Here is a 26,121-nt window from a genome sequence, read left to right as displayed (position 1 = left end):
CGGGTTTACTTGAGCAAGCCCGCGTGCTTGGCCAGCAGGCTTACCAGGTTCATTTCGGGCAAGGGGGCCAGATCCAAGAGGGTCTGCCAGTCCAGGATGCGGGTGCGGCCTAAGTCGGGGTTCCGGCGGATAAAGACCTCGGCCTCTACCTTTGAGCTGAACGCGGCCACCTTGGCATCCATCACCACCCAGCCGCGCTTCTCGCCCCACAGATAGACGGCCTGGCGGGCGGGTAGCAGCCGCACGGCCTCGGAGCCTTTGGCGGGGTCGTAAAGGCCCCGGTCGGCCACGTAGAAGGTGGTGCCCACCCCGTCGCGCAGGCCGTAGACCCAGGCGTAGTTGACCATGCAGGCAATGGACTCAAAGTGGATGGCGTCCATCCCCTTTTGCGGTTCCTTAAGGGCAATCTGGCTGTAGGTCTGTTCGAAGAAGCCCGGGTTGAAGGTGCGGCCCATCCAGGCACCGGGGGCCGGGGTCTTGAGGGGCATCTCGCAGAAGGCGCAGGTGCCCTTCTCCCAGGGGATGGTTTTGGCCGGGATGGTCTCGAGGCTCGCCGGAGCTGCGGGCTGCGTGGGCTGCATCTGCTGGGCCAGGGCCTGCGAGAGCCCAGCCGAGGCGCCTAAAGCCGAAAGCATCTTGATCACTTCACGACGGTTCTTGTACATAGTTCACACTGCCTTGTTCAACCACCTGGCCGTGTTCCAGCCGTACAAACTGATCGGCCAGGCGCGAGATTTCTTCTTGTCGGTGGGCCGATAAGATCACCAGCCCGCCCATGGCGAGGTGGGTGGCCATCCAGTCTTGCAAACGCTCCAGACCCTCGGTATCCAGGGCCGAGGCGGGCTCGTCCAGCAGCCACAGCGGGGGATAGCCCATCAGCCCGGCGGCCAGCGCCAGCCGCTGCCGCCAGCCACCCGAGAGCTGGGCTACGGGGCGCTTGAGGTGGGCCCCCAGGCCCATGCGCTCGGCGACCTCGGCTTTGTCCTCGAGGGTTGCGCCTTTGAGCTGGCGGGCCGCTTCCAGCACCTCTTCCACCCGCAGAGTGGCGGGAAAGGTCAGGTGCTGGGGGATGTAGGCCCGCGCACGCGCGGCCCCCAGGCTGCGGGGGTCGTGCCCGAAGAGCCGTACCGTACCGCCATCGGCTTTGAGCCGCCCGGCCAGCAGGCCCAGCAGGGTGCTCTTGCCGGCCCCGTTGGGGCCCAGGAGGGCCAGGCTGCCCGCCGCCAGGCGCAGGTGGACATCCGCCAGACGACCTTTTTTGTGCAGCGCTACCACCTCAACCATAAACCTCCCAACAGGCTCAACAGGGCCAGCCCCAACAGGCCGGGGGCCACAGATATAGCAGGCGGTGTGACGGGTCGGGCTTCCGGGTCGGCCAGGGCCAGGAGCCGAAGCCCCGGCACCTTGGCCTCGGCGGCCTCCCAGAGCATCACCCCCGGTGAAAGGGCAAAAAGGCTCAGGTCGGGCTGGCGGGTGCTCAAAAGCGAGAAACTGCTGCTGGGCAGATGCGGCACCGGCAGCGGGGCGGCCCGGTCGAAGGCGTTGCCCCGGAGGCTCACCCTGGCCTTGGGGTCGTCTACCGCCACATCTTGCAGATTGCCCACAAAGACGTTCTCTGTCGCCAAAAGGCTGTTCTGGTCGGTGTCGCGGGCGAAAAAGAGGGCGGTGCCGTTGCGGTCAAAGTGATTCTGCTCGAGGAGGGTATCCCTCGAGTCCAGCGACAAAAGCCCGATGGTACTCTCTACGAAGCGATTGTTCTTGAGCACCGCTTTCCATTCCTCTTGCAGCAACAGCCCGTAGCGCAAAGGCCCCACCTCCCGGGCAAAGGTGTTGTGCTTCACCCGGTTCTCGGCCCCGTGCATGAGGGCCGAGCCCACCCGGTTGCCCTGGCTGTGGTTGCCCCGAACCTGGGCCTGGTAGGTAAACATCAGGTGCAGCCCGTAGCGTTCCCCGGCTTCCACCCGGTTGCCCTCCACCACCACCCGTTCGCCGTACTCCACATACAGGTTGTCCAGGAAGCCCTGAATCCGGTTGCCCCGCAGCACCACCTCGTCGCTGCGGTAGGTTTGCAGGCCGGGGGCTGCTTGAGTGCCCCCCAAATCGCAGTTTTCCACCACCGCTCGGTTGGATTGCTCGACCCGGATACCGCCCGTGACCCCTCGAGCCCGCAGGCCCCGCACCACGCAGCCCTCGCACTGGTGCAGCGCCACGGCCGCATCGGGCTCGTAGAAGTCGTCTCCCTTGCCGGTGTTTCGGATCTCCAGGTTCTCCACCACAACTCCCGGCGCCGAGAGGGTGAGGGCGGTGCCCTGGCCCCCGCCGTCCAGCACCGCGCCGGGCCGGGCTACCAGGCGCACACCGGGGGTGGTGATGCTCCAGGGGCCCTGGTGCACACCGGCTTCCAGCACCACGGTCTGGCCGGGGTACAGGGGGGGCAAAGGGGCAGGGGGGTAAAGCACCAGCATAAAGACGCTGCGTGTTCAGCGAAGGGAGGGGTTGGAATGGGGTACTCGGGTGGCCGCAGGTTCAATCTAGCCGCGACCTTCGTAACCTGCGAAGGTCGGATTCAACCACTTTCAGGCAACCTGGGGCGGCCCCCGGTTCAGTAGGGGAAAAACCGCGCTCAGATGAAGTTTTTGTGGCTGTTGCAGGCCTCTTGTGCCAAGGGGTAGGGGGTTGGGTGCAGGCAACGCGACCAGTGGCCCCACGGCTCCGTCGCTGAAGCCGCCCAGGATGCAGAGGGGACAGTGTTGTTGGGGGGTATGGGTGCCGTGGTTGGAGGGGGCACTGGGGGCCGACCCCGGATGAGAGCTGCAAATATCGGCGCCAGGCAGAAAACTGACCGGAAGTACCTGTGTGCGGGGGTCGCGCAGCGCATGCTGGCTCGAGACCAAAAACACCAGACCCACCAAGAACAAAGCCCAGGAAAGGCGGTGGTGGTCACGAATGACCAACATATTGGAACCAGTATAGTATTGACCCCCCCAGGGGCAAACGTCCCGGCTCACATATCCCCAGGGGGTATGCTATACTCGAGGCTGACCGACCGGCGGTAAGCTGGTGCTTCAGGAGAGCGAACCATGAGCCAGAGCTACGACGTGATCATCATTGGAGGGGGGCCGGCGGGCCTCACCTCAGGTATCTATGCAGGCCGCGCCAACCTTAAGACCCTCATTCTGGAAAAAGGGCTGCCCGGCGGCCAGATTGCCCAGACCGACGAGGTTGAGAACTACCCCGGCTTCCCCGAGCCCATCAGCGGGCCGGAGCTTTCCGAGCGCATGGTGCAGCAGGCTAAGCGCTTCGGGGCCCAGATCGTGATGGACGAGGTGCAGGGCCTCGAGAAAACCCCCGAGGGTTTTGTGGTGCGGGGCTACGAAGGAGACTACCGGAGCCGCACGGTCATCCTGGCCACCGGCGCCAATCCCAAAAAATTGGGCGTACCCGGCGAGGAAAAGTTCTACGGGCGCGGGGTGAGCACCTGTGCGACCTGCGACGGCTTCTTCTACCGCGATAAAGAAGTGGTGGTGGTGGGCGGGGGCGATGCCGCCGTGGAAGAGGGACTGTTCCTGACCAAGTTCGCCCGCAAGGTGACCCTGGTGCACCGGCGCGACGAACTGCGAGCCAACAAGACCGCCCAGGCCCGGGCTTTTGCCAACCCCAGGATGCACTTCATCTGGGACACCGTGGTAGAGGAGGTGCTGGGTGAGGAAACCGTCAGCGGGGTACGCCTGAAGAACCTCAAGACCGGCGAGGTCTACGACTACCCTACCGACGGGGTCTTTGTCTTCATCGGGCACGTGCCCAACACCGGCTTCCTGAACGGCCTGGTGGAGTTGCGCCCGGATGGCTACGTGGCGGTGCGGGACGAAATCTTTACCTCGGTGCCCGGGCTTTTTGCCGCCGGCGACGTGGCCGACCCCATCTACCGCCAGCTCTCCACCAGCGTGGGAGCCGGAACCCGCGCGGCCATGATGGCCGAGCGCTACCTGGCCGAGCAAGAGCACGCGGTGGCCCACTAAAGGAGGGCACGGGATGGAAGCCGCTGTTCCGGCGCAGCCCAGCGTGCGTTTCCTGAACCCGGCCTGGTTTGCCTCGGTGATGGGTACCGGGGTGGTGGCCATGGCCCTGGCCCAGTTTGGCCTGGTCGGGTGGGCCCTGCCGATTTACTTCCTGGCTTTGTTGGCCCTGGTGGGGCTTCTGGGGCTGTATCTGGCCAAACTGGTGCGTTATCCGCAAGCCGTGCTGGCCGATCTGCAACACCCGCTGTTCTCGCAGATGCTGCCCACCTTGCCCATCGCCCTGATGGTGATGAGCCTGGCCACCCGTCTCCTGCCGTTGGGAGACTGGTCGCTGCCCCTGGGCCAGGCGCTTTTCTGGGTAGGCCTGGTGCTCATCTTTGGGGTGGGTCTGCTGGTGGTGTTTACGGTGAGTACCCAGCTCCGGCTACCCCTCGAGGTCGCCAACGGGGCCTGGTTCATTCCGCCGGTTTCGGCGTTGCTGGTGCCGATGGCGGGCGGGCTCTGGCTCAGCGCCTTCCCCAAGGTCTGGCAGAAGGAAATCTGGGTGGTGAGCGGGCTCTTTTTGGGGATTGGGTTTTTCCTCTACCTGTTTGTGTTGGTGAGCTTCTTGCAGCGCATGTACGCGCACGGGCGGCTCGAGCCGCACTTTCTCCCCTCGGTCTTTATTGGGCTGGCTCCGGTAGGGCTGCTGGTGCTGGCCCCCTGGCGCTGGCTCGAGGGCGGGGCGCGGGTGGGCCTGGTACCCGAGGGCTGGGTTTCGGCCTGGCCGGTGGTTGGGCTGGCCATCTGGGGCCTGGGCCTGTGGTGGCTGGTGTACAGCCTGGCCCTGCTCCTCGATACGCTGCTGGTGGAGTGTCGCCGCGTGCAGTTTCACTTTGCGCCGGGCTGGTGGGGGTTTGTGTTTCCGCTGGGGGCCTTCACCCTCTCCACGCTGGCCCTGTCCAGAGGGCTGGAATCGGCTTTCCTGGCGGCCCTGGCCTGGGTGCTGCTACTGCTACTTGGGGTGTTCTGGCTCTGGGTGATGCTTTACTCGCTGAGGGCCTGGGCCACCCTGGGGGCGCTGCGGCCTCCTAAGCCATAGAGCCTTATTCACGTGTTTTGAACTATCCAACTTCAAAAAAGCTTAATCCTGAGCAGAACCGTGGCCGCCTGGATGGGCGGCTACGTCTGTGAAGGGGATGTTATTTACACCTCCAGGTTTCAGGGAGGGATTGACCTCGAGTCCCCTCCCTACAACGTAGGGAGGGTGGGGGAGGGTATTGGGCAAGGCTCTAAACTGAACCGGCTGTGTGAAGGCGCTTTTCAAAAACCCCTTTTAAACTCCTTTATGCTGTAAGGGAGGTAAAAATAGGCGCCAGATTCGGCTTCCATCGGGTAGCGCCGGATGGGTCGTTATGTGTGGATTCAATCGGCCAATGACACTTTTGTGACACTTTGCCTCCGGCGGGCTTGCTATTTTGTTCAGTTGCTATGAGACCCTGGTTGTTCGCAATTCCCGTACTCCTAAGCCTGGCCCTGGCCCAACCCTTCCGGGTGACCGATGCCACGGGCCGCGAGGTGGAGGTACGCAGCGCCGAGCGCATCGTGAGCGTGGGGGGTTCCATCTCCGAGATTCTCGATAAGTTTGGCCTCAGTGAGCGCATCGTGGGGCGCGACACCGGTTCGTACATCCCGGCTTCGCTCCTCAAGAAGCCCGACGTGGGCCTCTTCTTCCGCCTGAACGCCGAGGCCATCCTGGCCCAGCGGCCTACCCTGATCCTGACCGTTTCCGAGGCAGGCCCCCCGCCGGTGCTGGCCCAGCTCCGTCAGGCCGGGGTGAGTGTGGTGCTGGTGCCCGACGAGCCTACCCCCGAGGGTGTGAAAAAGAAGATCCGCACCATTGGGGCGGCGGTGGGCCAGCCGGGGCGGGCTGAGGAACTGGTACGGGCCCTGGAGCGCGACCTGCTGGCCCTGCGCTCCAAAACCCGGGTACGGCGCGGCGAGCCCCTGCGGGTGCTGTACATCTACCCCCGCGACCCCCGCAACACCTTTGTGTGTGGCGAAGAGGCCAGCGGGGCAGGCCTCATCACCCTGGCCGGGGCCCAGAACGCGGTCAAAACCGTTCAGGGAGCCGGTGCGGTGCGCGGCTGCGTGAACCTGACCGCTGAAGCGGTGGTGGCGGCCCGGCCCGAGGCCATTGTGGTACCCTTCTTCCCCGACCAGCCCTTCAGCTTTGAAAACATCCTGCGCCTGCCCGGCGTGGCCGAGACCCCCGCAGGCCGTAACCGCCGCATTGTGGCCATGGACGTGACCTACATCTCCGGCTATGGCTACACCGCAGGCCGGGCGGCCCTCGAGCTCCACCAGGCCCTCTACGAAAAGACCGGCTCGGTACGCATCAATCACCCAGGATTTAACCCCTGAGCCCAGCGCTTCATAACCCCGGCCCCCCACCCGGCCCCCGAGGTGCGGGGGCTCTGCTGCCAAGATGACCCCAGACCCCCTTCCCCCAGTCCAGCGACGCCGCCCAGGGGTGTTACTGGCTTTGGCCTTGTTGCTGCCGCTAAGCCTCCTGTGGGGGGCGGCCAGCGGGGCTTATTACATCCCCCCGCTGGAGATTCCGAGGGTACTCCGGGAGGGCCTCGAGGGGGCCTCGGTGCTCCTCAGCATCCGCTTTCCCCGGGTCTTGCTGGCGGCTTTGGTCGGGGGCACGCTAGCCCTGAGTGGTGCAGTCTTGCAGGGGCTGTTGCGCACCCCCCTGGTCGAGCCGGGGCTGGTCGGGCTGGGGCTGGGGGCCGCCGCCGGGGCGGTGCTCTGGCTGGCCTTCTTCCCCCTGGCCGCCTGGGGCCTGCCCCTGGCCGCGGCCGTAGGGGTGCTGGGGGTGCTTTTTCTGCTTTTGCGCCTGGTGCCCGAGGGTAGCGAGCAGCCGGGGGCGCGGCTCTTGCTGGTGGGCCTTTTGCTCAGCTCTGTTCTGAGCGCCTTTATCGGCTTTTTGCAGTTTCGCGTGGGCGACCCCCAGGGCCGCAGCCTCACCTTCTGGACGCTGGGCGGCCTGGGCGGGGCTGGCTGGGAGTTGCTCACCCTTACCGCGCCTTTGGCCCTGCTGAGCGGCCTGTTGCTCCTGGGCCAGAGCCGCGCCCTCAACGCCCTCACCCTGGGCGAGGAGGAGGCCTATCACCTGGGCATCGCGGTGGGGCCCCTTAAGCGGCGGGCCTTGCTCCTGGTGGCCCTGGGGGTGGGGGCGGTGGTGGGGGCAGCGGGCAATATTGCCTTTGTGGGGCTGCTGGTGCCCTGGCTGCTGCGGGCGTTGGGGGGGGCCGACCACCGCTTTGTGCTGCCCGCAGCCTGGCTTTTGGGGGCCAGCCTGACCGTGCTGGCCGACCTGGCCGCCCGCACCCTCTTCACCCCGTCGGAGCTGCCGGTGGGGCTCCTGACCACCCTGGTGGGCGGGCCGCTTTTTTTATATCTGTTGGTTCGGGAGGGCTGGCGTGGCTAGCTGGCTCGAGGCCCAAAACCTGGGCTTTCAGCGCGGGGGGTGCTGGCTTTTGCGGGGGGCGTCGCTCACCCTAGAACCCGGCTTCTGGGTGCTGTTAGGCCCCAACGGAGCGGGCAAGAGCACCCTGCTGCGCCTCTTGTCGGGCGAGTGGCGGCCCTCGGTGGGTACAGTGCGGCTGCTGGGGCGGCCCATCGAGGCGTACTCCCCCGCCGAGCTGGCCCTCAAGCGGGCCTTTTTGCCGCAGCAACGCAGCCTGGCTTTCCCCTACACCGCCCGCGAGGTAGTGGCCCTGGGCCGTCTGCCCCACCAAAAAGGTCGCCCGGAGAACGCCCTCGACCGAGAACGCATCGAAGGGGCCCTGCGCGAAACCGGAGCCCTGGCGCTGGCCGAGCGGCCATATTTTTCCCTATCCGGAGGCGAGCGGGCTCGAGTGGATCTGGCCCGGGTACTGGCCCAGGAAACCCCCCTTTTGCTGCTGGACGAACCCACCAACCACTTAGACCCCCGCCAGCAGCTCGAGGTGCTGGCGCTGGCCCGCCGGCTTGGACGGGAAGGGCGGCTGGTGCTGGCGGCCCTGCATGACCTCAATCTGGCCGCACTTTATGCCGATGGTCTTCTGCTCCTAAAGGAAGGCCGCCTGCTGGCCCAGGGTGCGCCAGAGAAGCTCATTCAGCCTGCCTTGTTGGAGGCAGTTTACGGGGTTCCCTTCGAACTGCTGGAGCACCGGGGGCGCAGACTGGTGCTGCCGGTGGAGGATGGAACTCGAATAGCCTGATTATCCCCGTCTCCAGGAGAGATTACCACCCGACTCCCTTTGGGGGAGCGCTTATTATTGCGCTCTTCACTGACTAGGCCGCTCATCCGGGCGGACACTGTTTTGTTCAGTACAAGGCTTTTTTGAAGTCGGATGGCGCAAAATAGGTGAAGAGCGCTCCAATGCTTCCATAAGCGTCATTTATCAAAATAACCAAAACCAGACTTGATGGTTTTGGTTTGCTCTGTCTACACTAGCCCCAAGTCCTGCCTTGTGAAAGGAGACACATGACCACCACCCTCAGCGCAATCGAGACCCAGGCCATCACCGCCCTGCGGATGCTGGCCGCCGACGCGGTGGAGCAGGCCCGAAGCGGCCACCCCGGCATGCCGCTGGGCATGGCGCCGGCGGCTTACGTGCTCTGGATCGACTTTCTAAAGCACAACCCCACCAATCCGCACTGGCCTGACCGCGACCGCTTTGTGCTCTCGGCGGGGCATGGCTCCATGCTCCTGTACGCCCTCTTACACCTGACCGGCTACGACCTGCCCCTCGAGGAGCTCAAGCGCTTCCGTCAGTGGGGCTCCAAAACCCCCGGCCACCCCGAGTACGGCCACACCCCCGGCGTGGAGGTGACCACCGGGCCTTTGGGCCAGGGCATCAGCACGGCGGTGGGGCTGGCCCTGGCCGAGCGCAAGCTGGCCGCCGAGTTCAACCGTGAAGGGCACACCGTGGTGGATCACTACACCTACGTGCTGGCCTCGGACGGCGACCTGATGGAGGGGGTCTCGAGCGAAGCCTGCAGCCTGGCCGGGCACTGGGGGCTTTCCAAACTGATTGTGCTCTGGGACGACAACCATATTTCCATTGACGGCCAGACCGGGCTTTCCTTCGGCGAGGATGTTCTGGAGCGCTACCGGGCTTACGGCTGGCACACCCAGCGGGTAGACGGCGAAGACCTTTCGGCGGTGCGGGCAGCCATACGGGCGGCACAGGTAGACGCCAGGCCCTCCATTATTGCGATGCGGACGGTGATTGGTGCGGGCTCGCCCAAGGCCGGCAGTCACAAAGTGCATGGCGAACCTTTAGGGCCCGAGGCCCTGGCCGCCACGCGGGAAAACCTGAACTGGCCCCACCCCCCCTTCGAGATTCCCCGCGAGGTGTACGAGCATTTCCGCGAGGCCATTGCCAGGGGGCAGCGCCTCGAGGCCGACTGGAAGGTTCGCCTCGAGCGCTACGCCAAGGCCTACCCCGCCGAGGCCAGGGAACTAGAGCGCCGCCTGAAGGGCGAACTGCCGCCCCTCGACTGGGAAGAGCTCATCCCCAGCTTTAGCGGCAAGATAGCCACCCGAGCCGCCTCCGGCAAGGTGCTCGATGCGCTGGCCCCGGCCCTGCCGGAGCTCTTGGGCGGCAGCGCCGACCTGACCCCCTCCAACAACACCCAGGCCCAGGGGATGCAGTCCTTCTCGCGCGAGAACCCCACCGGGCGCTACCTACACTACGGGGTGCGCGAGCACGGCATGGGGGCCATCCTGAACGGGCTCAACCTGCACGGGGGCTACCGGGCGTATGGGGGCACCTTTTTCGTGTTTTCGGACTACATGCGCCCCGCGATTCGCCTGGCGGCCCTGATGGGCACCCCCACCGTTTTCGTGCTCACCCACGACTCGGTTGCCATCGGCGAGGATGGCCCCACCCACCAGCCCATCGAGCACCTGGCCAGCCTCCGGGCCATGCCAGGCCTCTGGGTGGTGCGCCCGGCGGATGCCCTCGAGACCGCCTACGCCTGGCGGATGGCCCTGGAGCGCCAGGAGGGCCCCACCGCCCTGGTGCTCACCCGGCAGGCCGTGCCGGTGCTGGATCGCAGCAGCCTGGCCCCTGCCGAGGGCACGCTCAAAGGTGGGTATGTGCTGTTCGAGCGCCCCGATGCCAGGGCCACCCTGGTGGCCACCGGCAGCGAGGTAGCCCTGGCGCTCGAGGCCCAGCAGCAACTGCTGGCCGAGGGGGTACCGGTGCGGGTGGTGAGCCTGCCCTGCTGGGAAGCCTTCGAGGCCCAGCCCCGCGCCTACCGCGAGGCCGTGCTGCCCCGGCACCTGCCCACCCTGGCGGTGGAGGCGGGCAGCAGCTTTGGCTGGGAGCGCTACGCTGATGCCGTGCTGGGCCTGGATCACTTTGGCGCCAGCGCCCCCTACCCGGCGGTTTACGAAAACCTGGGCTTCCGGCCCGGTGCGGTAGTGCGGGCGGTGCTCGAGCTGCTGCAGTAACCTTACAAACCCCGCTTAGGATGGGGAAGGGATCTGAATATAACCCCCCAGGAGGAAGCCCCATTGCCATGAAGAAAGTGCGTGTGTTTCCATTGCCCTCGGAGGCCCTGCCCCAGGCCGAGGTGATGCTGGTGGTGGACGTGATCCGGGCCACCAGCACCGCCGTGATGTTCCTGGAGGCTGGGGCCCAGGCCCTCTGGCTTACCGCAGGCCTCGAGCCGGCCCGCGCCCTCAAGCAAAACGGCGAGCTGCTGGCCGGCGAGGTGGGGGGGCTGCGCCCGGAGGGCTTCGACTTTGGCAACAGCCCCCGCGAGGCCGCCCTGGCCGAGCTCACAGGCCGCACCGTCATCCACGCCACCACCAACGGCACCAAAGCCGCCCACAAGGCCGCCGGGGCGGCCCGCGAGGTGCTCCTGGCCTCGCTCTTGAACGCCCCCGCGGCCACCCAGCTTGCGGGTCGGCTGGGCTCGGACGTGGCCATCCTGTGCGCGGGCAAGGAGGGCCAGGTGGGCATGGACGACCTCTACACCGCCGGGGTGCTGGCCCAGGGGCTTTTGGCCGAGGGCTTTGAGCCGGTGGGCGACGGCGTGCAGATGGCCCTCCACCTGGCCCAGAAGCCCGCCCTGCCGGTGCTAAAGGCCTCCGAGGCCGCCTTAGCCCTGGTACACGAGGGGCTGGGCCAGGACGTGGATTTCTGCGCCCAACTGGGCCTCTCCGAACGGGTGCCCCGGCTCCTGGAGCGGCGCGGCGCCGCGCTGGTCTTCGCCTGAAGAAGCCCTACCCCCTGCCACTTGCCACAAGCCGAGGTTCGCATGCAAGCACTCATCTTCGACGTAGACGGGGTCATCGCCGAGACCGAGGAAGGCCACCGGCTGGCCTTCAACCGGGCCTTTGCCGAGGCCGGCCTGGACATTGAATGGAGCCCGGAGCTGTACGAGCGCCTCTTGTGGGTAACCGGGGGCAAGGAGCGCATCGCCCACTACCTCTACCACTGCCCCGAGTGCCCCAAGCTGCTGGACGCCGACATTGCCCGGCTGCACAAGCGCAAAACCGAGCTATACAACCAGATTGTGGCCTCGGGCGAGGTGCCCTTCCGCCCCGGCGTGCAAAGGCTCTGGCGGGAGGCGCGGGCGCAGGGCGTAAAGCTCGCTATCGCTACCACCACCTCGCTGCCCAACGTGGAGGTGCTGTTGCGCCAGGCCGGGGCCGAGGTACTGGGCTGGTTCGAGACCATTGTGGCGGGCGATATGGTGGCCCAGAAAAAGCCCGCACCCGACGTGTATATCCGGGCCCTGGAGAACCTGGGCATTGCGCCGGAAGAAGCGGTGGCCATCGAGGACTCCCAGAATGGCCTGATTGCCGCCCAGCGGGCCGGGATTCCCACCCTGATCACCTACAGCCACTACACCCGCGAGCAGCGCTTCGAGGGGGCCCTTGCGGTGATGGAGCACCTCGGCGAGCCCGAACTGCCCGCCCGGGTGGTGGCCGGGCCGCGCAGCTGTGCCACGGTGGTCACCCTCGAGGTACTGGAGGATTGGCGTCAAGCCTATTTACTCAAGGTATGAGATGGTGCGGCACCTGATTGTCTTTAACGCCGAAGCCTCTGAAGAGGAGGTACGGGGCATGTTCGAGCAGGCCCGCGCGGTGCTGGGCCAGATCCCTGGGGTGATGGGCTTTGAGTTCGGCAAAGCACTGGGAGACTCGCCGCGCTACCGTTATCTGCTGGTGGTGGACTTTGCCGATGAGAGCGTGATCCCCCTCTACCGCAACCACCCCGTCCACCAGGTCTTCGCCAACAGCGTGTTCCGCCCGATGGCCCAAGACCGCCTGACCACCGACTTCGTGCGGCTCTACCCGGAGGCCCCATGACTGGCGAACACTTCCGCCGCCTGCCCTACGCCGAGGCCGAGCCCAAGGCCCTGAAGGTGCTGGTGGACGGCTATGGAGAGGGGATTCTGCTCGAGGGGGCGGGGGGCTACTACGGGCTTTACTACCTCTTCGGGGTGCTGGGACTACGGGGGCCGGTACCCTCCCATCCCCCGGACTGGGTGGAGGGTCCCAAAGCGAGCCTTACGGCGTTTATGGAGCCCTATCGGATGGCCCACTGGCTCGAGGAAAACGGCTACAATCTCTTTATCAACGAGAGTAAGTAGGAGAACGCCCATGACCACCCGCGAATACGACGAACTTCCCTACCACGAGGCCCGCGCCCGAGCCAAGCGCCAGATGACAGACGGCTTTGGCGAGGCTTTGGTGCTCCAGGATGAGCACGGCTACTGGGTGCTTTACTACTTCTACTGGAGCCAGGAACCTCCGCCCGGAGCTAAGCCCCACTGGATGGAAGGGCCGGTGCAAGACCCCTCGAGCTTCCGCCCCCCCTACGTGGTCAAGACCTGGATGGAAGAAAACGGCTACGAGAGCTTCCAAAACGACCTGGACTAGCCGCCATGACCGAAGCCCGCCTCAACCGCCTCTTCGCCCCTGATGGCCGCTGCCTGGACGTAGCAGTGGATCACGGTATTTTTGGTGAGCCGAATTTTCTCGCTGGTATCGAGAATCTGCCACAAGCGGTGCAGACCCTCGTCGAGGCAGGCCCCGACGCCCTCCAGCTGGCCTCCGGCCAGGCCCACCTTTTGCAGCGCACCCCGGGGAAACACAAGCCCGCCTTGGTTCTACGGGCCGACACCACCAACGTCTATGGTCAGAGCCTCCCCCCCCTGCGCTTCGCCGAGCTGATGGAAGGCGCGGTGGAGGCGGCCCTGCGGCTGGACGCGGCCTGTGTGGTGGTGAACCTGCTCTGGCTGCCGGGGGAGGCCGGGCTCTACCGCGATAGCCTCCGCAACGTCCAGCGGCTCAAGGTGGAGGCGGAGCGCTACGGGATGCCGCTGATGGTGGAGCCTCTAGTGATGCAACCGGGCCGAGGGGGCTACGAGGTGGATGGCGACGTGAACAAGATCGTCCCGTTGGTGCGCCAGGCGGTGGAGCTGGGGGCCGATGTGATCAAGGCCGACTTCACCCAGGAGCTTGAGGAGTACCACAGGGTGGTGGAGGCGGCCTCGGGGAAGCCGGTGCTGGTGCGAGGCGGAGGCCGAGTGGACGACCGCACCCTTTTGGAGCGCACCTACCGGGTGGTGCTTCAGGGGGCCCGTGGCGTGGTGTATGGGCGGAACATCGTGCAGCACTCCAACCCCAAGGGAATGGTGGAGGCTCTGATGGCCCTCCTGCACCAAGGAGCCACCCCGGAGTCGGCTCTAAAGGTGCTGCGGGCTTACTCAGCGGCTTCTTGAGCCCAGGCTGGCATAATGGTAGGGGGGTATATGTCGCAGTCAACGCTCGAGGTCTACCGGGAAACGGGGGTACTACCCCCCGACGACCCCCTGCGCGTGCAGCTTCACAACGAGCTGCACGCCCGGCCTACCCCTCGCATCCGCCTGCCCGCCCTGGTGTTGCAGGTGGCGGTGCGGCACGAAGGGGTAAGCCGTGAGGAAGAACTGGAACATCTCCGCCGTCTGGCGGGCCTGGGGGAGCTCGAGCTCGACCAGCTCGCCGGTACCTACCTGCGGCTGCGCCTGAGCGGAGGTTCCTTGCGCTGGGAGCGGCACACCGAGTTCAGCACCTATACCCTGGTGCAGAACCTGCCGAACCTCGAGGTCACCCCCGAGACCGACCTGCTGGGCCACCTGGTGGTGGACGCCGCCTGGCTGCGGGGGATTCCGGGCCGCACCCTCTCGGCGGTCAAGCTGGTGATGCTCGAGGGGCCGGTGGAAAAAGCCCTGGAGATGGCCCGCCCCTGGTTCGGCGGCGGGCCGGTGGTGGCCTCGGTGATGGGCCGGGGCGGGCATAGCTGCGCCGTGACCGACTTTCGCCTGCGCCCAAACGGTTTCGAGCGTATGGTGGTGGTGGCCCCCCCGGACACCAGCGAGACCCGCGCAGGCCGCATTGCCGCCCGGCTGCTGGAAATCGAGTCCTACCGCATGATGGCCCTGCTGGGCTTTCCGGTAGCGCGGGGCCTGCGGGCCATGCTGCTGGAGTCGGAGCAGGCCCTGGCCCAGATTACCGCCCGCATCCGCGACGCCAGCAAGGCCGATGCCGAGCTACTGGACGAGCTCGAGGCCCTGGCCGCCCGCGTCGAGCACGCTATCGCCGAGCACAGCTACCGCTTCAGCGCCAGCGCCGCCTACCACGCCCTGGTGCAGGCCCGCCTGGCCGAGCTGCGCGAGACCCCCATCCCCGGCACCCAGACCCTGGGGGAGTTCTTGCAGCGCCGCTTCAGCCCGGCCATGGCCACCGTAGAGTCCACCGCAAACCGCCTGGCGGCCCTCTCCCAGCGCATCGAGCGGGCCGGGGCGCTGCTGCGTACCCGCGTGGACATTGCCCTGGAAACCCAGAACCAGGAACTATTGAACAAGCTCCGGCGCGGCCAGGAGATGCAGTACCAGCTCCAGCGCACCGTGGAGGGCCTCTCCATAGCGGCCATCTCCTACTACGTGGTGGGCCTGCTGTACTACCTGTTCAAAGCAGGTAAGGAAGCGGGCCTGCCCCTCTCGCCCGAGCTGGCCGCCGGGCTGGCCATTCCGGCGGTGGTGCTGGGGGTGTGGTGGCTCACCCGGCAGATTCACCACCGGCTGCTGGGGCGTTACCAGGGGGATTAATCAGCCGGTATGGCGCTCTAGCCTTCCTCCACTCCCAACCGCTCGAGGAGAGCCGTCACTTCCTGCCGCAAGGTGGGCAGGTCTTTCTGCACGATTTCCCAGACCAGTTCAGGGCTTACCTGGTCCTACTCGTGGGCCAGCAGGTTCCTGAAGCCAACGATCTGTCGGGAGGCGCTGATGTGCTGGGCTATCTCGGGAGCGTGCTTAGCCAGGCGGCCTGTGGCCTCGCCAATGATGATTAGTTTGCGTTCCACCGCCGCACGCAGGAGTTCGCTTTGCAGGTAGTCGTCGCGGCCCCGACCCACCACAAACTGCTTGATGTGCCCCAGGGCCTCCAGAATATCTTCAAGCCACAGCCTGGCTTTCGCCATACAAAAGCACCCGGTCGCGCTGAATAGCCTCCAGAAAACGGGGCTTGAGCTGGCCTCCGTCGGTAATCAGGTCTACCTTGCGGCCCAGCAGGGCCTCCAGGCGCTCCTTTAGCTCAAAGTACCGGCTTAGCCAGGGGCCCAGGCTCACACCGGGCGCAAAACGCACTAGCAAGTCCACGTCCGAGCCGGGCCCTGCATCGCCTCTGGCGGCAGAGCCAAACATCTCGAGCCTCACCACTCCGTATTCACGGCACAACTCCGCCAGGGCAGTTCGCGTTTGTTCGGATAGAGCTTCCATCATGCACCCATTCAATCCAACCCAACCATGGTTACTACCACACGTATCTTAACAAGGGAGCCCATCCTCGGGGAAAAGCAAATAAGACCTAGCCCTCTGTTCGATGCCTGATATGCCAGCCAGAAAGGCTTGAAGACGGTGCTTGGTCTGGGCTGGCAGTTTGTGACCCGGCTCAGGGGAGGCCTCGAGGTCAGGGTCTATCGCAGAGGGCGGAAGTTCTACGCCACGAGCGAGTTCAGTCTGGAGTGGAGGAAGGTCAGGAGGATTCTCAACCCTGCCTAACTCAAGCTTTATAAAAGCACTCTACTTTGAGCGGGTTTTTACGGGGGCTTTCCTGCGGCCTTCTGATGCAAGCTTTCGCAGAGGCAAGGTGAAGGGCGGCCAGTCCATGCGGGCCATGGTGTTGTGGATAAATTCTCTGGCAAAGGGCCACATGTTAATGGGCAGGTTGATTTCTTTGAACACCTCGAAGTAGCCAGCAAAGCCTTCGGTTTCGGGTTGGAGCTCGCTCGAGTACCAAAAACCAAAACTAACCTCAATGCTACCCTGCTCTGCCAGACTATCCTGGTCTACTACAACCAACCTGAACTTGCCTACTGCCTCGAAACCATCCTCCTCTGGCCGGTAGCTATAACTTTCCTCGAGCCCTACCTGGCTACGGGCCGGGTTAGGGCTGGCTTCCAAGGCTTGTACCCTGGCCTCTATTAGCCGTACCCTCCGCAGCTCCAGGCCGTTCACAAAATGGTTGTACTGCTCGGGGGTAGGTAGTTTGGATTTGCTAACCTTGGATGGCATAGCCGTTCACTTCCACACGTGAGTACTCCGCAAAAAACCCCGACTGCTGACTTTGGTATTCAAAGCGGTAGGCGTCCCAGTCGTCCATGCGCTGTTGAAGGGTGAGCACGCACTCCCGCAAACCTCTAAGTTCGTTTTGCACCACACGCAGAGCACTGGCCTCCGAAAGCAAAGCCACAATATGCTGATTCAGGCTCACCCCCTCGGCCTCGGCCCCTTCAGCCAGACGGCGGTGCAGGCTGGGGGGCACTTCCCGGGCCCAGCTTTCGTCAATAATCTGGGCCAGTTCCGCCGAAATATCCCAGCACCAGCGATCCTGCCAGCGTTCCTCGAACCAGTCGGCCAGCTTTCGGGCCGCATCCTGCTCGACCACGTCTACATTTAGCTCTCCTTGCTTGGCCAGGCCCGCCAGGGTGAGGTTGCTCGAGCCCACGAACCCCACCAGGGGCGCTGCCACGTCCTGGCGGTGGAGCAGGTAGAGCTTGGCGTGCAGGGGGTGCCTCAGAAATAGCTTTACCTGCACCTGCTGATTCTTGAGCTGCCGGGAAAGCCGGCGCAGGGCGGCTTCGTCCTGGTTGGTGGGGCTGCCGTAGGTGAGTTGCTCACGGAAATGCTCGGCCACCCGGCGCTTCAGGCGGATGGCGGTCTGCTGATCCATGAGTTCGGGTTCACCCGAACTGCGCAGGGCCTGGCGCAGCTCCTCCTCGGGTGGCACGGACATGCCCACCATCAGCCGACACTTCAGGCCCTCGCCCAGCAGATCTTCAAGCTGCGACCAACCCCGCAGGTTGAAGTAACCCACGCAAAAGTCGGCCTGGTGCGATACCTTCAGGGTTTCCCGGAGCGAGGGGAGAAGCTCGAGGTGAATGTTGTCGAAAATGCGCGGCATGTTTGGCTACGCATTTTAAAGCAAGCCACAGCAGTTCGTTGCCCAACCTGAACCCGAGCAGCCGGGTTCAGAGCACCCTCAGCGCTGCTGGTTTTGCCTATCCGGGGCAGGGCGCAGCAGGCCAGCGGGCGTGCGCTAGAATCGGGGGGTGAAGCTCTTCGACCAGGAGGAGTACGCCCGCTGGTGGGGCCAGGCCCAGCACACCCTGGCTTCGGCCCGGCGCGATGCCCAGGCGGGCGATTTCGACTGGGCCAGCTTCAAAGCCCAGCAGGCGGGTGAGTACGCCCTCAAAGGCTTGCTGCGGGGGCTGGGGCAGCCTGCCTACGGCCATGCCCTGCTGCGCTTGCTGGAGGCGTTGGCGGAGGTGGGCGTGGCGCTGCCCGAGGCCGTCTGGGAGGCTGCACGGGAGCTGGATCCGCACTACATCCCGGCCCGCTACCCCGATGCCTTTCCATCCGGGAGCCCATTTCAGTTTTACTCACGCAAGCGGGCCGAGGCCGCCCTGGAAGCTGCCCAGGGCGTGCTGGACTGGGTAGAGGAGGTTCGAAGCCGTGCTTGAGGCCGCCCTGGCGCGGCGATACGCCGAGCGCGAGGCCCTGCTGGAGCAGGCCCGTCGCTTTGCCCGGCGGGTGCGCGGGCGGCTGGGCGAGGCTCGGGTGTGGGTGTACGGCTCGGTGGCGCGGGGCGACTTCAACCTGGGGAGCGATGTAGACCTGCTGGTGGTCTCACCTCACCTGCCCCCAGACCCCCTGGAGCGGCAATACCTCCTGACCGCCCTGGCCTGGGGGCGGCTCGAGGCCCGGGGTCTGCTGCCTGCGGAGTTCGCCCAGCTATGGGCTAAAGGAGCGCTGGGTTTCCTGGAGGAAGGGCTTGAGATTTAGTTTTTGCCCCATTTGGAAGCCACCTGCTGTCCTTTATGAGTGATTTTCATGCGCGCTGCATCGCGCTCCTCACATATTTTGAGCCATCGAGTTTTGCCCGGACAGAACACTGGCCGCCTTGACCCTTCCACGACGACCTCGCAACACCAATACTCGCCGGGAGAGCGGGCATTTGCGTCTGAAGCGACATCCCGATTTACGCTACCGTACTGGTGTCGCCATTCGGTTGAATGGCGCAACCGGGATGGGGGCCACGTCTGTGAAGAGCGCTAAGAGCGCGATAATCAGGACGCCAGCATCGCCCGCAGCGCCTCGGCCGCCGGGTTCCCGGCCTCGGTGGGGTACAGGAGCCAGAAGAGCCGCCGCAGTTCCATGCCCCGTATGCGCAAGGCCCGCAGGTTGCCCACCTTCACGTTGGGCCGCACCACCACGTTCGACACAATGCCCACCCCGGCCCCCTCGAGCACCAGCCGCTTGGTAACCTCGTGGTTGTCGGTATAAAAAACCGGGTTAATTTCCAGCCCGGCCTGCTCCAGCGCCGAGCCAAACACCCGGTAGGTCATGGCCCCCGGCTCCCGCACAATCAGCGGCACCTCGGCCAGCCGCTCGGGGGCAATTTCCTCTTTTTTGGCCCAGGGGTGCTCGGGGGGCACAATCACCACCAGTTCGTCTTCGTAAAACAGCTTGCGCTCGAAGCCCTCGAGGTGCTCCACCGCCTCCACCACGGCCAGCTCAATCTCGCCCTGCACGAGCCGCTGGGTCAGGCGCTCGGAGCTGCCGCTTTCCAGCTTGATCCGGATTTCCGGATAAAGCCGCTTGAACTCGGTCAGGTAGCGGGGCAGCACATACACCGCCATGGTGGTGGAGGCGCCAATCTCCACCCGCCCGCGCTCGAGGCGCTCCAGGGCCTGTGCGGCTTGCACGAACTCCTCCAGCGCTTGCACGGCCCGCCGGGCCTCGGGCAGCAGATCCTGGCCGGTTTTGCTGAGTACCAGGCGGCGGCCCTGCCGGTGGAAGAGGGGCCGGCCAATCTGGGTTTCCAGGGCCCGCAGGTGCTGGCTCACGCCGGGCTGGGTCATGCCCAGACTCAGGGCTGCCCGGCCCACGCTGCCCTCCTGCACCACGCACAAAAACACCCGCAGGGCCTGGGGGTTGGGGAAGGGGCGGCGTTCAATCATAAGCATATATTATCAAAAATATCCAAAACAAACTTGCGCTATTTATCACAAGCACCTACCGTAGAGGCTACCTAGGAGGTGCAGCATGATGGTAGTCGAACGCCCCACGCGCAACCTGTCCCTCGACCTGTTGCGCAGCACCGAGGCCGCTGCGCTGGCGGCGGCGCGGTGGGTGGGGCTGGGGAACAAAAACGACGGCGACCAGGCCGCCGTGGATGCCATGCGCCTGTTGCTGGCCACCATCCCCATGCGGGCCCGGGTGGTGATAGGCGAGGGCGAAAAAGATAAGGCCCCCATGCTCTACAACGGCGAGGAACTGGGCACCGGCGAAGGCCCCGAGACCGACCTGGCGGTGGATCCCATCGAGGGTACCCGGCTGGTGGCCCACGGGCGGCCTGGGGCCATCAGCGTGATTGCCGCCGCCGAGAAGGGGGGGCTCTTCAACCCCGGCCCCGGCTTTTATGCCGCCAAGCTGGTGGTGGGCCCGCAGGCCAAAGAGGCCATAGACCTCTCGGCCAGCCCGGAGGAGAACCTGCGCTCAATAGCCAAAGCCCTGGGCAAGCGGGTGCGCGAACTCACGGTGTTTGTGCTGGACAAGCCCCGCCACGCAAGGCTCATTGACCAGATTCGCCACGCCGGGGCGCGGGTCAGCCTGCACACCGATGGCGACGTGGGCGGGGCCCTGGCGGCGGTGCTGCCCGATACCGGCATTGACGTACTGATGGGCACCGGCGGCACCCCCGAGGGGGTGATTGCGGCGGTGGCGGTCAAGGCCCTGGGCGGAGGGATGCAGATGCGCCTCGACCCGCAGAGCGAGGAGGAGCGCTGGGCGCTGATTAACACCGACTACAACACCCAGCGGGTCTACACCCTGGAGGAGCTGTGCCCTGCCGAGGACACCCACTTTGCCGCTACCGGCATTACCGACGGGCAGTTTTTGCGCGGGGTGCGCTACCGGGGTGAGTACGCCATCACCCACAGCCTGGTCATCAGAGGGCACACCGGCTCGCTGCGCTACATCGAGTCCTATCATCGCCTGGAGAAGCTGCGGGCGATAAGTGGAGAGCTTTACTAAAGGAGGAAGTATGGCACTTGGATACGCTGGCAAGAGCACCGGCAAGTACGCCAAAGCGGGCGTGCGCGAGTACCGCGAGATGGGCTACTGGCAGCCCGACTACGTCCCCAAGGATACCGACACCCTGGCCCTGTTCCGCATCACCCCTCAGCCTGGGGTGGACGCCGAGGAGGCCGCCGCGGCGGTGGCGGGCGAGTCCAGCACCGCCACATGGACGGTGGTCTGGACCGACCGCCTGACCACCCTGGATCGTTACCAGGCCAAGGCCTACAAGGTTGAGCCAGTGCCCGGCAACCCCGATCAGGTCTTTGCCTACATTGCCTACGACCTCGCACTTTTCGAAGAGGGCTCCATCGCCAACATGACCTCCTCCATCATCGGTAACGTCTTTGGGTTCAAGGCGGTGAAGGCCCTGCGCCTGGAGGATCTGCGGGTGCCGGTGGCCTACCTCAAGACCTTCAAAGGCGCCCCCCACGGCATTCCCGTCGAGCGGGATATGCTTAACAAGTACGGTCGGCCTATCCTGGGGGCCACTGTGAAGCCCAAGCTGGGCCTTTCGGGGCGCAACTATGGCCGAGTGGTATACGAGGCCCTGATGGGCGGTCTGGACTTCACCAAGGACGACGAGAACATCAACTCTCAGGCCTTTATGCGCTGGCGCGACCGCTTCCTCTACTCCCAGGAGGCGGTGATGCGGGCCGAGCAGATGTCCGGCGAGCGCAAGGGCCACTACCACAACGTGACCGCTGCCGACATGGAGGAGGTTTTGAGGCGGGCCGAGTTCGCCAAGGAGATCGGTTCCATCATCATCATGGCCGATCTGACCATGGGCTACACCGCGCTCCAGACCCTGTCCAACTGGTGTCGCAACAACGGAATGATCCTGCACCTGCACCGGGCCTCCCACGCCACCTTTACCCGCCAGAAGAACCACGGCATCAACTTCCGGGTGCTGGCCAAGTGGATGCGGATGCTGGGAGTGGATCATATCCATGCCGGCACGGTGGTGGGGAAGCTCGAGGGCGACCCCAACCTGACCAAAGGCTACTACGCCATCCTGCGCGAGCAATACAACCACTACGATCCGGTGCGGGGCATCTACTTCGACCAAGACTGGGGCTACCTGCCGGGGGTTATGCCGGTGGCTTCCGGGGGTATTCATGCCGGGCAGATGCACCAGCTTCTGGATCTCTTCGGCGACGACGTGGTCTTGCAGTTTGGCGGCGGCACTATCGGCCACCCCATGGGCATCGCCGCCGGGGCCACGGCCAACCGGGTGGCGGTGGAGGCCATGGTGCAGGCCCGCAACGAGGGGCGCGACATCCTGGCTGAGGGGCCGGAGATCCTCCGCCAGGCCGCCAAGCACTCTCCCGCTCTGGCCGCCGCGCTGGAGATCTGGAAGGACATCACCTTCGACTTCACCTCCACCGACACCCCGGACTTTGTGCCCACCCCAACCATGTGAGCAGCCTGTGAAGGCCCCGATAAAGGAGTGAACCATGCGCATCCATCAGGGAACTTTTTCCTTCCTGCCTGACCTGACCGACGAGCAGATCGAAAAGCAGATCCGCTACATCATCCAAAACGGCTGGGCGGTCTCGGTGGAGTACACCGACGACCCCAACCCCTACAACACCTACTGGAACATGTGGGGCCTGCCCATGTTCGACCTGGAAGACCCGGCGGCGGCCATGTACGAGTTCAGGAAGTGCCGCGAGGCCTTTCCCAACCACTACATCAAGATTAACGGTTACGACTCTAGCCCCATGTGGCAGGCCCAGCGGGTGAGCTTCATCGCCCACCGCCCCACCCCGGAAGACCCTGGCTTCCGTCTGAAGCGCCTGGTTTGGTCGGACGGGCGGGTGCAGAAGTACGGCCTCGAGCCCTACGTGACCGACAAGCCCTCAGGGGAACGTTACTAGGCCTCTGGGCCCGCCCCTGGCCCTGGGGCCAGGGGCGGGGTCGCCCTAAAGAGAGGGAGCCATGACCGAGACCGTTAGCACCGCCGATCTTCGGGCCCTTTTGCAACAAACGGGGGTACCCGAGGTGCTGGAGCGCCTCGACCGAGAGCTCATCGGCCTGGCGCCAGTTAAGACCCGCATCCACGAGATTGCAGCCTATCTGGTGGTGGACAAGCTGCGCCGTGAGCTGGGCCTGGAGGCCACCCGTCCGGTGCTGCACATGGCCTTCACTGGCAACCCCGGCACCGGCAAGACCACCGTGGCCATGCGGATGGCTACCATCCTCAACCGGCTCGGCTATATCCGGCGCGACCACCTGGTGGTGGCCAGCCGCGACGATCTGGTGGGCCAGTACATCGGCCACACCGCCCCCAAGACCAAAGAGGTCTTGAAGCGGGCCATGGGAGGGGTCTTGTTTATCGACGAGGCCTACAGCCTCTACCGGGCCGAGAACGAGCGCGACTACGGCCAGGAGACCATCGAGATCCTGTTGCAGGTGATGGAGAACCAGCGCGAGGATCTGGTGGTGATCCTGGCGGGCTACGAGGACAAGATGGAGCAGTTTTTTGCCCTCAACCCCGGAATGCGCTCGCGCATCGCTCATCACATCCGCTTTCCCGACTACACTGAGGAGGAGCTGGTGGCCATCGGCAGACTGATGATCGTCGAGCAGAACTACTACCTCGACGAGGCCGCCGAGCGGGCCTTTGTGGAGTACGTTCGCTGCCGCAAACGGCTGCCCAACTTCGCCAATGCCCGCTCCATCCGCAACGCCATAGACCGTTTTAAGCTGCGCCAGGCCAAGCGCCTCTTCGAACGGGCCGGCCAGGTTAGCGCCGACGACCTGCGCCGCATCGCTGAAGAAGACATCCGCGCCAGCGAGGTTTTTCGGGAGTGCGAGGAACTCGATACAGGAGGCCAAGATGCCCCATAGACCCTTCATGCTCGGCATTGCGGGCGACTCGGGGGTGGGTAAGACCACTATCTCAAGCGGGATAGCCCGTCTTCTGGGTCAAGAGCGAACCACCAACATCTGCGTGGACGACTACCACCGGTACGACCGTAAGCAGCGGGCTGAGCTCCAGATCACCCCCCTCCACCCCGAGTGCAACTACATGGACATCATGGAGCAGCACGTCCGGCTTTTGGCCATGGGGGAACCCATCCTCAAGCCGGTGTACAACCACGCCACCGGCACCTTCGACCCGCCGGTATACATTCCGCCCCCCAGGGCCATTCAGGAAGGCAGCCGCCAGATTCCCCGGGCGGTGGTGCTCGAGGGGCTGCTCACCCTGTTCTCCCAGCCCATGCGCGACCGCTACCACCTGAAGGTCTACCTCGACCCCGAGGAAGAGCTGCGGCGGGAGTGGAAGGTCAAGCGCGACGTGGCCAAGCGGGGCTACACCCCCGAGCAGGTGGTGGCCGACATCGAGCGGCGGATGCCCGATTCCAAGGCCTATATCTGGCCCCAAAAGGAGCACGCCGACATCGTGGTGCGCTTCTACCGGCCTCCCGGCTATCACCCCGAGAAGCCCAGCACCCTTTCGGTGCGGATAACCCTCAGGCGCAGCCTGCCCAAGCTTGACTTGACCGAGGTGCTCCACTCGGCCTTCGAGGACGAACCGGCGGTGATCCGCCTCGAGGCCCGCAAGGAGGCCGACATCCTGGACATCTCGGGGGGGCTGGAGCCCGAGCGGGCGGCCGTGTTTGAGCGCCTAATTTGGGAACAGCTCGGTTCCCACGCCGAGCACTTCAACCCCGAACTCATTGGCACCTTCTGGGACAAGGGCGGCCAGAGCTACCCTCTGGCCCTCACCCAACTGGTTATCGCGTATTATCTGGTACATATGCGCGAGCAGGCCATCCAGAAGGGAGCCCTGGCCTATGCCTGAATTCTTGGTGGCTCCCTCCATCCTCACCGCCGATTTTGCCCGGCTGGGCGAGCAGATCCAGGAGGCCGAGGCGGCGGGGGTGGACTGGATTCACCTGGATGTGATGGACGGGCGCTTTGTGCCCAACCTGACCTTTGGCCCGCTGGTGGTGGAGGCTATCCGCAAGGTGACCGGGCTGCCGCTGGACGTGCACCTGATGATTGTGGAGCCCGAGCGCTACCTGAAGGACTTTGCCCAGGCCGGAGCCGACTGGATTACCGTGCACGCCGAAGCCACCCCCCATGCCCACCGGGCGGTGCAACAAATCAAGGAGCTGGGCAAGAAAGCCGGGCTGGCCATCAACCCAGCCACGCCCCTGGAGGCCCTGCTGCCCCTGTTGCCCGAGCTCGACCTGGCCCTCCTGATGAGCGTGAACCCCGGCTTTGGGGGGCAGAAGTACATCGCAACCAGCACCGAGCGCATCCGCCGCCTGCGGGCTATGCGCGACGAGCTAAACCCCGGCTGCCTGATCCAGGTAGACGGGGGCATCAAGCCCGAGAACGTGGCCGAGGTTTACCGGGCCGGGGCCGACGTGGTGGTGGTTGGAAGTGCCTTATTCAACAACCAACCTGTGTCGGATAATATGAAGAAACTGTTAGGAGAAGTGTATGCCGCTGGCTCTCGGTAAAGACGTACTGGACAAGGCGCGGCGCGAAGGCTATGCCGTGCCCAGCTTCAACACCAACAACTTAGAGATTACCCAGGCTATCCTCGAGACCGCCGAAGCCCTGCGAGCCCCGGTCTTTATTCAGGTCTCGGATGGGGCCCGCAAGTACGCCGGGCTGGAGAACCTCTCCAACCTGGTACGCGACATGGCCAGCCGAGTGAGTGTGCCGGTGGTGCTGCACCTCGACCACGGCGCCGATTACAAGATGGTGCTACAGGCACTGCGCGCAGGCTTTACCAGCGTGATGATCGATGCCTCGCACCACCCCTTCGAGGAGAACGTCCACGAAACCCAGCGGTGCGTGGAAGCCGCCCACGCCGTGGGGGTGAGCGTGGAGGCCGAGCTGGGCCGCCTGCAGGGCATCGAGGACAACATCGTGGTGGATGCCAAGGATGCCTTCCTCACCGACCCCGACGAGGCTGAGCGCTTCGTGGAGGCCACCGGCATTGACTACCTGGCCATCGCCATCGGCACTTCCCACGGGGCCTACAAGGGCAAGGGGCGGCCTTACATTGACCACGCGAGGCTCGAGCAGATTGCCACACGGATCTCCATTCCCCTGGTGCTGCACGGCTCCTCGGGGGTGCCCCAGTGGCTCAAGGACAAGATGAGCGCCACCGGGGCCGACCTGGGCGACCCCACCGGCATCCACGACGAAGACGTGCGCAAGGCCATTCCCAACGGCATCGCCAAAATCAACATAGACACCGATCTGCGCCTGGCCTTCACCGCCGGAATCCGCGAGGTGGTGGTGGGCAACCCCAAGGAGTTCGACCCCCGGAAGCTTTTGGGCAAGGGGCGGGAGTACCTGAAGCAGGTCATCAAGGAAAAGTTCGAGCTGATGGGCACGGTGGGGCGGGCCTAGGCCCCTCCTGAAGCCTTTTATTACGGGATTGGGATTGTTCGTTAAG

General features: G+C 65.0%; 32 protein-coding genes. 23 read left to right on the top strand and 9 right to left on the bottom strand.

Going from position 1 to position 26,121, the window contains the following annotated elements:
* Positions 1 to 5 precede the first annotated feature (5 nt).
* The 4 genes from J3L12_RS11515 to J3L12_RS16760 form a co-directional block, all read right to left on the bottom strand.
* Complete coding sequence (locus J3L12_RS11515; RefSeq protein ID WP_208015206.1) at positions 6 to 665, bottom strand: nitrous oxide reductase accessory protein NosL; 660 nt, start codon at positions 663 to 665, stop codon at positions 6 to 8.
* Positions 646 to 1,284: an ABC transporter ATP-binding protein gene (locus J3L12_RS11510; RefSeq protein ID WP_208015205.1), complete on the bottom strand. Its 639-nt coding sequence runs from the start codon at positions 1,282 to 1,284 to the stop codon at positions 646 to 648. The genes J3L12_RS11515 and J3L12_RS11510 overlap by 20 nt, the downstream gene beginning before the upstream one ends.
* The gene (locus J3L12_RS11505; protein WP_208015204.1) at positions 1,269 to 2,465 is read right to left on the bottom strand and encodes a NosD domain-containing protein; all 1,197 of its coding nucleotides are present in this window, start codon (positions 2,463 to 2,465) and stop codon (positions 1,269 to 1,271) included. The genes J3L12_RS11510 and J3L12_RS11505 overlap by 16 nt, the downstream gene beginning before the upstream one ends.
* A 111-nt stretch (positions 2,466 to 2,576) precedes the next feature.
* A complete protein-coding gene (locus tag J3L12_RS16760; RefSeq protein ID WP_243455176.1) occupies positions 2,577 to 2,957 on the bottom strand; it encodes a hypothetical protein in 381 nt (126 codons plus the stop codon).
* Positions 2,958 to 3,080: 123 nt separating this feature from the next.
* On the opposite strand from J3L12_RS16760, the gene trxB reads away from it, so the two are divergent.
* The 13 genes from trxB to J3L12_RS11435 all read left to right on the top strand — a co-directional run bounded on the left by trxB (position 3,081) and on the right by J3L12_RS11435 (position 15,164).
* Positions 3,081 to 4,019, top strand: coding sequence for a thioredoxin-disulfide reductase (trxB, locus tag J3L12_RS11495; RefSeq protein ID WP_208015203.1), 939 nt, complete (start codon positions 3,081 to 3,083; stop codon positions 4,017 to 4,019).
* 13 nt (positions 4,020 to 4,032) lie between these two features.
* Positions 4,033 to 5,100, top strand: a complete 1,068-nt coding sequence (locus J3L12_RS11490) for a C4-dicarboxylate transporter (protein WP_208015202.1) — start codon at positions 4,033 to 4,035, stop codon at positions 5,098 to 5,100.
* A gap of 389 nt (positions 5,101 to 5,489) precedes the next feature.
* Positions 5,490 to 6,422 (top strand): ABC transporter substrate-binding protein, encoded by a 933-nt coding sequence (locus tag J3L12_RS11485; protein ID WP_208015201.1) that lies wholly within the window; start codon positions 5,490 to 5,492, stop codon positions 6,420 to 6,422.
* A 64-nt stretch (positions 6,423 to 6,486) separates the two neighbouring features.
* The gene (locus J3L12_RS11480; RefSeq protein ID WP_208015200.1) at positions 6,487 to 7,494 is read left to right on the top strand and encodes an iron ABC transporter permease; all 1,008 of its coding nucleotides are present in this window, start codon (positions 6,487 to 6,489) and stop codon (positions 7,492 to 7,494) included.
* Positions 7,487 to 8,269, top strand: coding sequence for a heme ABC transporter ATP-binding protein (locus J3L12_RS11475; RefSeq protein WP_208015199.1), 783 nt, complete (start codon positions 7,487 to 7,489; stop codon positions 8,267 to 8,269). Before J3L12_RS11480 ends, J3L12_RS11475 begins: the two co-directional genes overlap by 8 nt.
* Before the next feature lie 266 nt (positions 8,270 to 8,535).
* Positions 8,536 to 10,512 carry a transketolase gene (gene tkt, locus J3L12_RS11470; protein WP_208015198.1) on the top strand — a complete coding sequence of 659 codons (1,977 nt, stop codon included), beginning with the start codon at positions 8,536 to 8,538 and terminating at the stop codon, positions 10,510 to 10,512.
* Positions 10,513 to 10,580: 68 nt separating this feature from the next.
* Positions 10,581 to 11,282, top strand: coding sequence for a 2-phosphosulfolactate phosphatase (locus J3L12_RS11465; protein ID WP_208015197.1), 702 nt, complete (start codon positions 10,581 to 10,583; stop codon positions 11,280 to 11,282).
* 42 nt (positions 11,283 to 11,324) lie between these two features.
* A complete protein-coding gene (locus J3L12_RS11460; RefSeq protein WP_208015196.1) occupies positions 11,325 to 12,077 on the top strand; it encodes an HAD family hydrolase in 753 nt (250 codons plus the stop codon).
* 1 nt (position 12,078) lies between these two features.
* Positions 12,079 to 12,381, top strand: coding sequence for a Dabb family protein (locus J3L12_RS11455; protein WP_208015195.1), 303 nt, complete (start codon positions 12,079 to 12,081; stop codon positions 12,379 to 12,381).
* A complete protein-coding gene (locus J3L12_RS11450) occupies positions 12,378 to 12,665 on the top strand; it encodes an annexin VII (RefSeq protein ID WP_208015194.1) in 288 nt (95 codons plus the stop codon). The genes J3L12_RS11455 and J3L12_RS11450 overlap by 4 nt, the downstream gene beginning before the upstream one ends.
* Before the next feature lie 10 nt (positions 12,666 to 12,675).
* Positions 12,676 to 12,954, top strand: coding sequence for a hypothetical protein (locus J3L12_RS11445; RefSeq protein WP_208015193.1), 279 nt, complete (start codon positions 12,676 to 12,678; stop codon positions 12,952 to 12,954).
* Positions 12,955 to 12,959: 5 nt separating this feature from the next.
* Positions 12,960 to 13,799 (top strand): hypothetical protein, encoded by an 840-nt coding sequence (locus J3L12_RS11440; protein ID WP_208015192.1) that lies wholly within the window; start codon positions 12,960 to 12,962, stop codon positions 13,797 to 13,799.
* A 30-nt stretch (positions 13,800 to 13,829) separates the two neighbouring features.
* A complete protein-coding gene (locus tag J3L12_RS11435) occupies positions 13,830 to 15,164 on the top strand; it encodes a DUF3422 domain-containing protein (protein ID WP_208015191.1) in 1,335 nt (444 codons plus the stop codon).
* Positions 15,165 to 15,289: 125 nt separating this feature from the next.
* On the opposite strand, the gene J3L12_RS11430 is transcribed toward J3L12_RS11435, so the two are convergent.
* Both J3L12_RS11430 and J3L12_RS11425 read right to left on the bottom strand, forming a co-directional pair.
* Complete coding sequence (locus J3L12_RS11430) at positions 15,290 to 15,535, bottom strand: HepT-like ribonuclease domain-containing protein (protein ID WP_208015190.1); 246 nt, start codon at positions 15,533 to 15,535, stop codon at positions 15,290 to 15,292.
* Positions 15,510 to 15,836: a nucleotidyltransferase family protein gene (locus J3L12_RS11425; protein WP_208015189.1), complete on the bottom strand. Its 327-nt coding sequence runs from the start codon at positions 15,834 to 15,836 to the stop codon at positions 15,510 to 15,512. The genes J3L12_RS11430 and J3L12_RS11425 overlap by 26 nt, the downstream gene beginning before the upstream one ends.
* 126 nt (positions 15,837 to 15,962) lie before the next feature.
* On the opposite strand from J3L12_RS11425, the gene J3L12_RS11420 reads away from it, so the two are divergent.
* Positions 15,963 to 16,115, top strand: a complete 153-nt coding sequence (locus J3L12_RS11420) for a hypothetical protein (RefSeq protein WP_208015188.1) — start codon at positions 15,963 to 15,965, stop codon at positions 16,113 to 16,115.
* Between the two features lie 21 nt (positions 16,116 to 16,136).
* Here the strand turns inward: J3L12_RS11420 and J3L12_RS11415 are convergent, their stop codons facing one another.
* A complete protein-coding gene (locus J3L12_RS11415; RefSeq protein WP_208015187.1) occupies positions 16,137 to 16,628 on the bottom strand; it encodes a hypothetical protein in 492 nt (163 codons plus the stop codon).
* Positions 16,612 to 17,517, bottom strand: coding sequence for a phospholipase D-like domain-containing protein (locus J3L12_RS16755; protein ID WP_243455175.1), 906 nt, complete (start codon positions 17,515 to 17,517; stop codon positions 16,612 to 16,614). Before J3L12_RS16755 ends, J3L12_RS11415 begins: the two co-directional genes overlap by 17 nt.
* A 148-nt stretch (positions 17,518 to 17,665) precedes the next feature.
* On the opposite strand from J3L12_RS16755, the gene J3L12_RS11405 reads away from it, so the two are divergent.
* Positions 17,666 to 18,076 (top strand): HEPN domain-containing protein, encoded by a 411-nt coding sequence (locus J3L12_RS11405; protein ID WP_208015186.1) that lies wholly within the window; start codon positions 17,666 to 17,668, stop codon positions 18,074 to 18,076.
* The gene (locus J3L12_RS11400; RefSeq protein WP_208015185.1) at positions 18,069 to 18,398 is read left to right on the top strand and encodes a nucleotidyltransferase domain-containing protein; all 330 of its coding nucleotides are present in this window, start codon (positions 18,069 to 18,071) and stop codon (positions 18,396 to 18,398) included. The genes J3L12_RS11405 and J3L12_RS11400 overlap by 8 nt, the downstream gene beginning before the upstream one ends.
* 284 nt (positions 18,399 to 18,682) lie before the next feature.
* Here J3L12_RS11400 and J3L12_RS11395 read toward each other — a convergent pair whose 3' ends face one another.
* On the bottom strand, positions 18,683 to 19,576 hold the full coding sequence (locus J3L12_RS11395; protein ID WP_208015184.1) for a LysR family transcriptional regulator: 894 nt from the start codon (positions 19,574 to 19,576) through the stop codon (positions 18,683 to 18,685).
* A gap of 85 nt (positions 19,577 to 19,661) precedes the next feature.
* On the opposite strand from J3L12_RS11395, the gene glpX reads away from it, so the two are divergent.
* From glpX to fba, 7 genes are all read left to right on the top strand, one after another.
* A complete protein-coding gene (gene glpX, locus J3L12_RS11390; protein ID WP_208015183.1) occupies positions 19,662 to 20,651 on the top strand; it encodes a class II fructose-bisphosphatase in 990 nt (329 codons plus the stop codon).
* A gap of 10 nt (positions 20,652 to 20,661) precedes the next feature.
* Positions 20,662 to 22,116: a form I ribulose bisphosphate carboxylase large subunit gene (locus J3L12_RS11385; RefSeq protein ID WP_208015182.1), complete on the top strand. Its 1,455-nt coding sequence runs from the start codon at positions 20,662 to 20,664 to the stop codon at positions 22,114 to 22,116.
* 34 nt (positions 22,117 to 22,150) lie between these two features.
* Positions 22,151 to 22,573, top strand: a complete 423-nt coding sequence (locus J3L12_RS11380) for a ribulose bisphosphate carboxylase small subunit (RefSeq protein ID WP_208015181.1) — start codon at positions 22,151 to 22,153, stop codon at positions 22,571 to 22,573.
* Between the two features lie 61 nt (positions 22,574 to 22,634).
* Entirely contained in the window at positions 22,635 to 23,546 is a 912-nt protein-coding gene (cbbX, locus tag J3L12_RS11375; protein ID WP_208015180.1) for a CbbX protein, read from the top strand.
* A complete protein-coding gene (locus J3L12_RS11370; protein ID WP_208015179.1) occupies positions 23,536 to 24,504 on the top strand; it encodes a phosphoribulokinase in 969 nt (322 codons plus the stop codon). The genes cbbX and J3L12_RS11370 overlap by 11 nt, the downstream gene beginning before the upstream one ends.
* A complete protein-coding gene (rpe, locus tag J3L12_RS11365; RefSeq protein ID WP_208015178.1) occupies positions 24,497 to 25,171 on the top strand; it encodes a ribulose-phosphate 3-epimerase in 675 nt (224 codons plus the stop codon). Before J3L12_RS11370 ends, rpe begins: the two co-directional genes overlap by 8 nt.
* The gene (gene fba / locus J3L12_RS11360; protein WP_208015177.1) at positions 25,152 to 26,075 is read left to right on the top strand and encodes a class II fructose-1,6-bisphosphate aldolase; all 924 of its coding nucleotides are present in this window, start codon (positions 25,152 to 25,154) and stop codon (positions 26,073 to 26,075) included. The genes rpe and fba overlap by 20 nt, the downstream gene beginning before the upstream one ends.
* Positions 26,076 to 26,121: the final 46 nt, after the last annotated feature.

The organism is Meiothermus sp. CFH 77666, from assembly GCF_017497985.1.
Classification (GTDB): domain Bacteria; phylum Deinococcota; class Deinococci; order Deinococcales; family Thermaceae; genus Meiothermus.
The sequence above is the reverse complement of the archived record's forward strand: the minus strand, read 5'-3'. Positions and strand labels throughout refer to the sequence as shown.

Excerpts from the sequence above, each read along its gene's own strand:
- glpX (WP_208015183.1), top strand. The coding sequence starts at position 19,662 with ATGATGGTAGTCGAACGCCCCACGCGCAACCTGTCCCTCGACCTGTTG.
- J3L12_RS11460 (WP_208015196.1), top strand. The coding sequence starts at position 11,325 with ATGCAAGCACTCATCTTCGACGTAGACGGGGTCATCGCCGAGACCGAG.
- J3L12_RS11455 (WP_208015195.1), top strand. The coding sequence starts at position 12,079 with ATGGTGCGGCACCTGATTGTCTTTAACGCCGAAGCCTCTGAAGAGGAG.
- J3L12_RS11380 (WP_208015181.1), top strand. The coding sequence starts at position 22,151 with ATGCGCATCCATCAGGGAACTTTTTCCTTCCTGCCTGACCTGACCGAC.
- trxB (WP_208015203.1), top strand. The coding sequence starts at position 3,081 with ATGAGCCAGAGCTACGACGTGATCATCATTGGAGGGGGGCCGGCGGGC.
- cbbX (WP_208015180.1), top strand. The coding sequence starts at position 22,635 with ATGACCGAGACCGTTAGCACCGCCGATCTTCGGGCCCTTTTGCAACAA.
- J3L12_RS11415 (WP_208015187.1), bottom strand. The coding sequence starts at position 16,628 with ATGCCATCCAAGGTTAGCAAATCCAAACTACCTACCCCCGAGCAGTAC.
- J3L12_RS11425 (WP_208015189.1), bottom strand. The coding sequence starts at position 15,836 with ATGATGGAAGCTCTATCCGAACAAACGCGAACTGCCCTGGCGGAGTTG.
- J3L12_RS11445 (WP_208015193.1), top strand. The coding sequence starts at position 12,676 with ATGACCACCCGCGAATACGACGAACTTCCCTACCACGAGGCCCGCGCC.
- tkt (WP_208015198.1), top strand. The coding sequence starts at position 8,536 with ATGACCACCACCCTCAGCGCAATCGAGACCCAGGCCATCACCGCCCTG.
- J3L12_RS11450 (WP_208015194.1), top strand. The coding sequence starts at position 12,378 with ATGACTGGCGAACACTTCCGCCGCCTGCCCTACGCCGAGGCCGAGCCC.
- J3L12_RS11515 (WP_208015206.1), bottom strand. The coding sequence starts at position 665 with ATGTACAAGAACCGTCGTGAAGTGATCAAGATGCTTTCGGCTTTAGGC.
- J3L12_RS11370 (WP_208015179.1), top strand. The coding sequence starts at position 23,536 with ATGCCCCATAGACCCTTCATGCTCGGCATTGCGGGCGACTCGGGGGTG.
- J3L12_RS16755 (WP_243455175.1), bottom strand. The coding sequence starts at position 17,517 with ATGCCGCGCATTTTCGACAACATTCACCTCGAGCTTCTCCCCTCGCTC.
- J3L12_RS11505 (WP_208015204.1), bottom strand. The coding sequence starts at position 2,465 with ATGCTGGTGCTTTACCCCCCTGCCCCTTTGCCCCCCCTGTACCCCGGC.
- J3L12_RS11480 (WP_208015200.1), top strand. The coding sequence starts at position 6,487 with ATGACCCCAGACCCCCTTCCCCCAGTCCAGCGACGCCGCCCAGGGGTG.
- J3L12_RS11385 (WP_208015182.1), top strand. The coding sequence starts at position 20,662 with ATGGCACTTGGATACGCTGGCAAGAGCACCGGCAAGTACGCCAAAGCG.
- J3L12_RS11510 (WP_208015205.1), bottom strand. The coding sequence starts at position 1,284 with ATGGTTGAGGTGGTAGCGCTGCACAAAAAAGGTCGTCTGGCGGATGTC.
- J3L12_RS11435 (WP_208015191.1), top strand. The coding sequence starts at position 13,830 with ATGTCGCAGTCAACGCTCGAGGTCTACCGGGAAACGGGGGTACTACCC.
- fba (WP_208015177.1), top strand. The coding sequence starts at position 25,152 with ATGCCGCTGGCTCTCGGTAAAGACGTACTGGACAAGGCGCGGCGCGAA.
- rpe (WP_208015178.1), top strand. The coding sequence starts at position 24,497 with ATGCCTGAATTCTTGGTGGCTCCCTCCATCCTCACCGCCGATTTTGCC.
- J3L12_RS11490 (WP_208015202.1), top strand. The coding sequence starts at position 4,033 with ATGGAAGCCGCTGTTCCGGCGCAGCCCAGCGTGCGTTTCCTGAACCCG.
- J3L12_RS11440 (WP_208015192.1), top strand. The coding sequence starts at position 12,960 with ATGACCGAAGCCCGCCTCAACCGCCTCTTCGCCCCTGATGGCCGCTGC.
- J3L12_RS11430 (WP_208015190.1), bottom strand. The coding sequence starts at position 15,535 with ATGGCGAAAGCCAGGCTGTGGCTTGAAGATATTCTGGAGGCCCTGGGG.
- J3L12_RS16760 (WP_243455176.1), bottom strand. The coding sequence starts at position 2,957 with ATGTTGGTCATTCGTGACCACCACCGCCTTTCCTGGGCTTTGTTCTTG.
- J3L12_RS11395 (WP_208015184.1), bottom strand. The coding sequence starts at position 19,576 with ATGATTGAACGCCGCCCCTTCCCCAACCCCCAGGCCCTGCGGGTGTTT.
- J3L12_RS11485 (WP_208015201.1), top strand. The coding sequence starts at position 5,490 with ATGAGACCCTGGTTGTTCGCAATTCCCGTACTCCTAAGCCTGGCCCTG.
- J3L12_RS11465 (WP_208015197.1), top strand. The coding sequence starts at position 10,581 with ATGAAGAAAGTGCGTGTGTTTCCATTGCCCTCGGAGGCCCTGCCCCAG.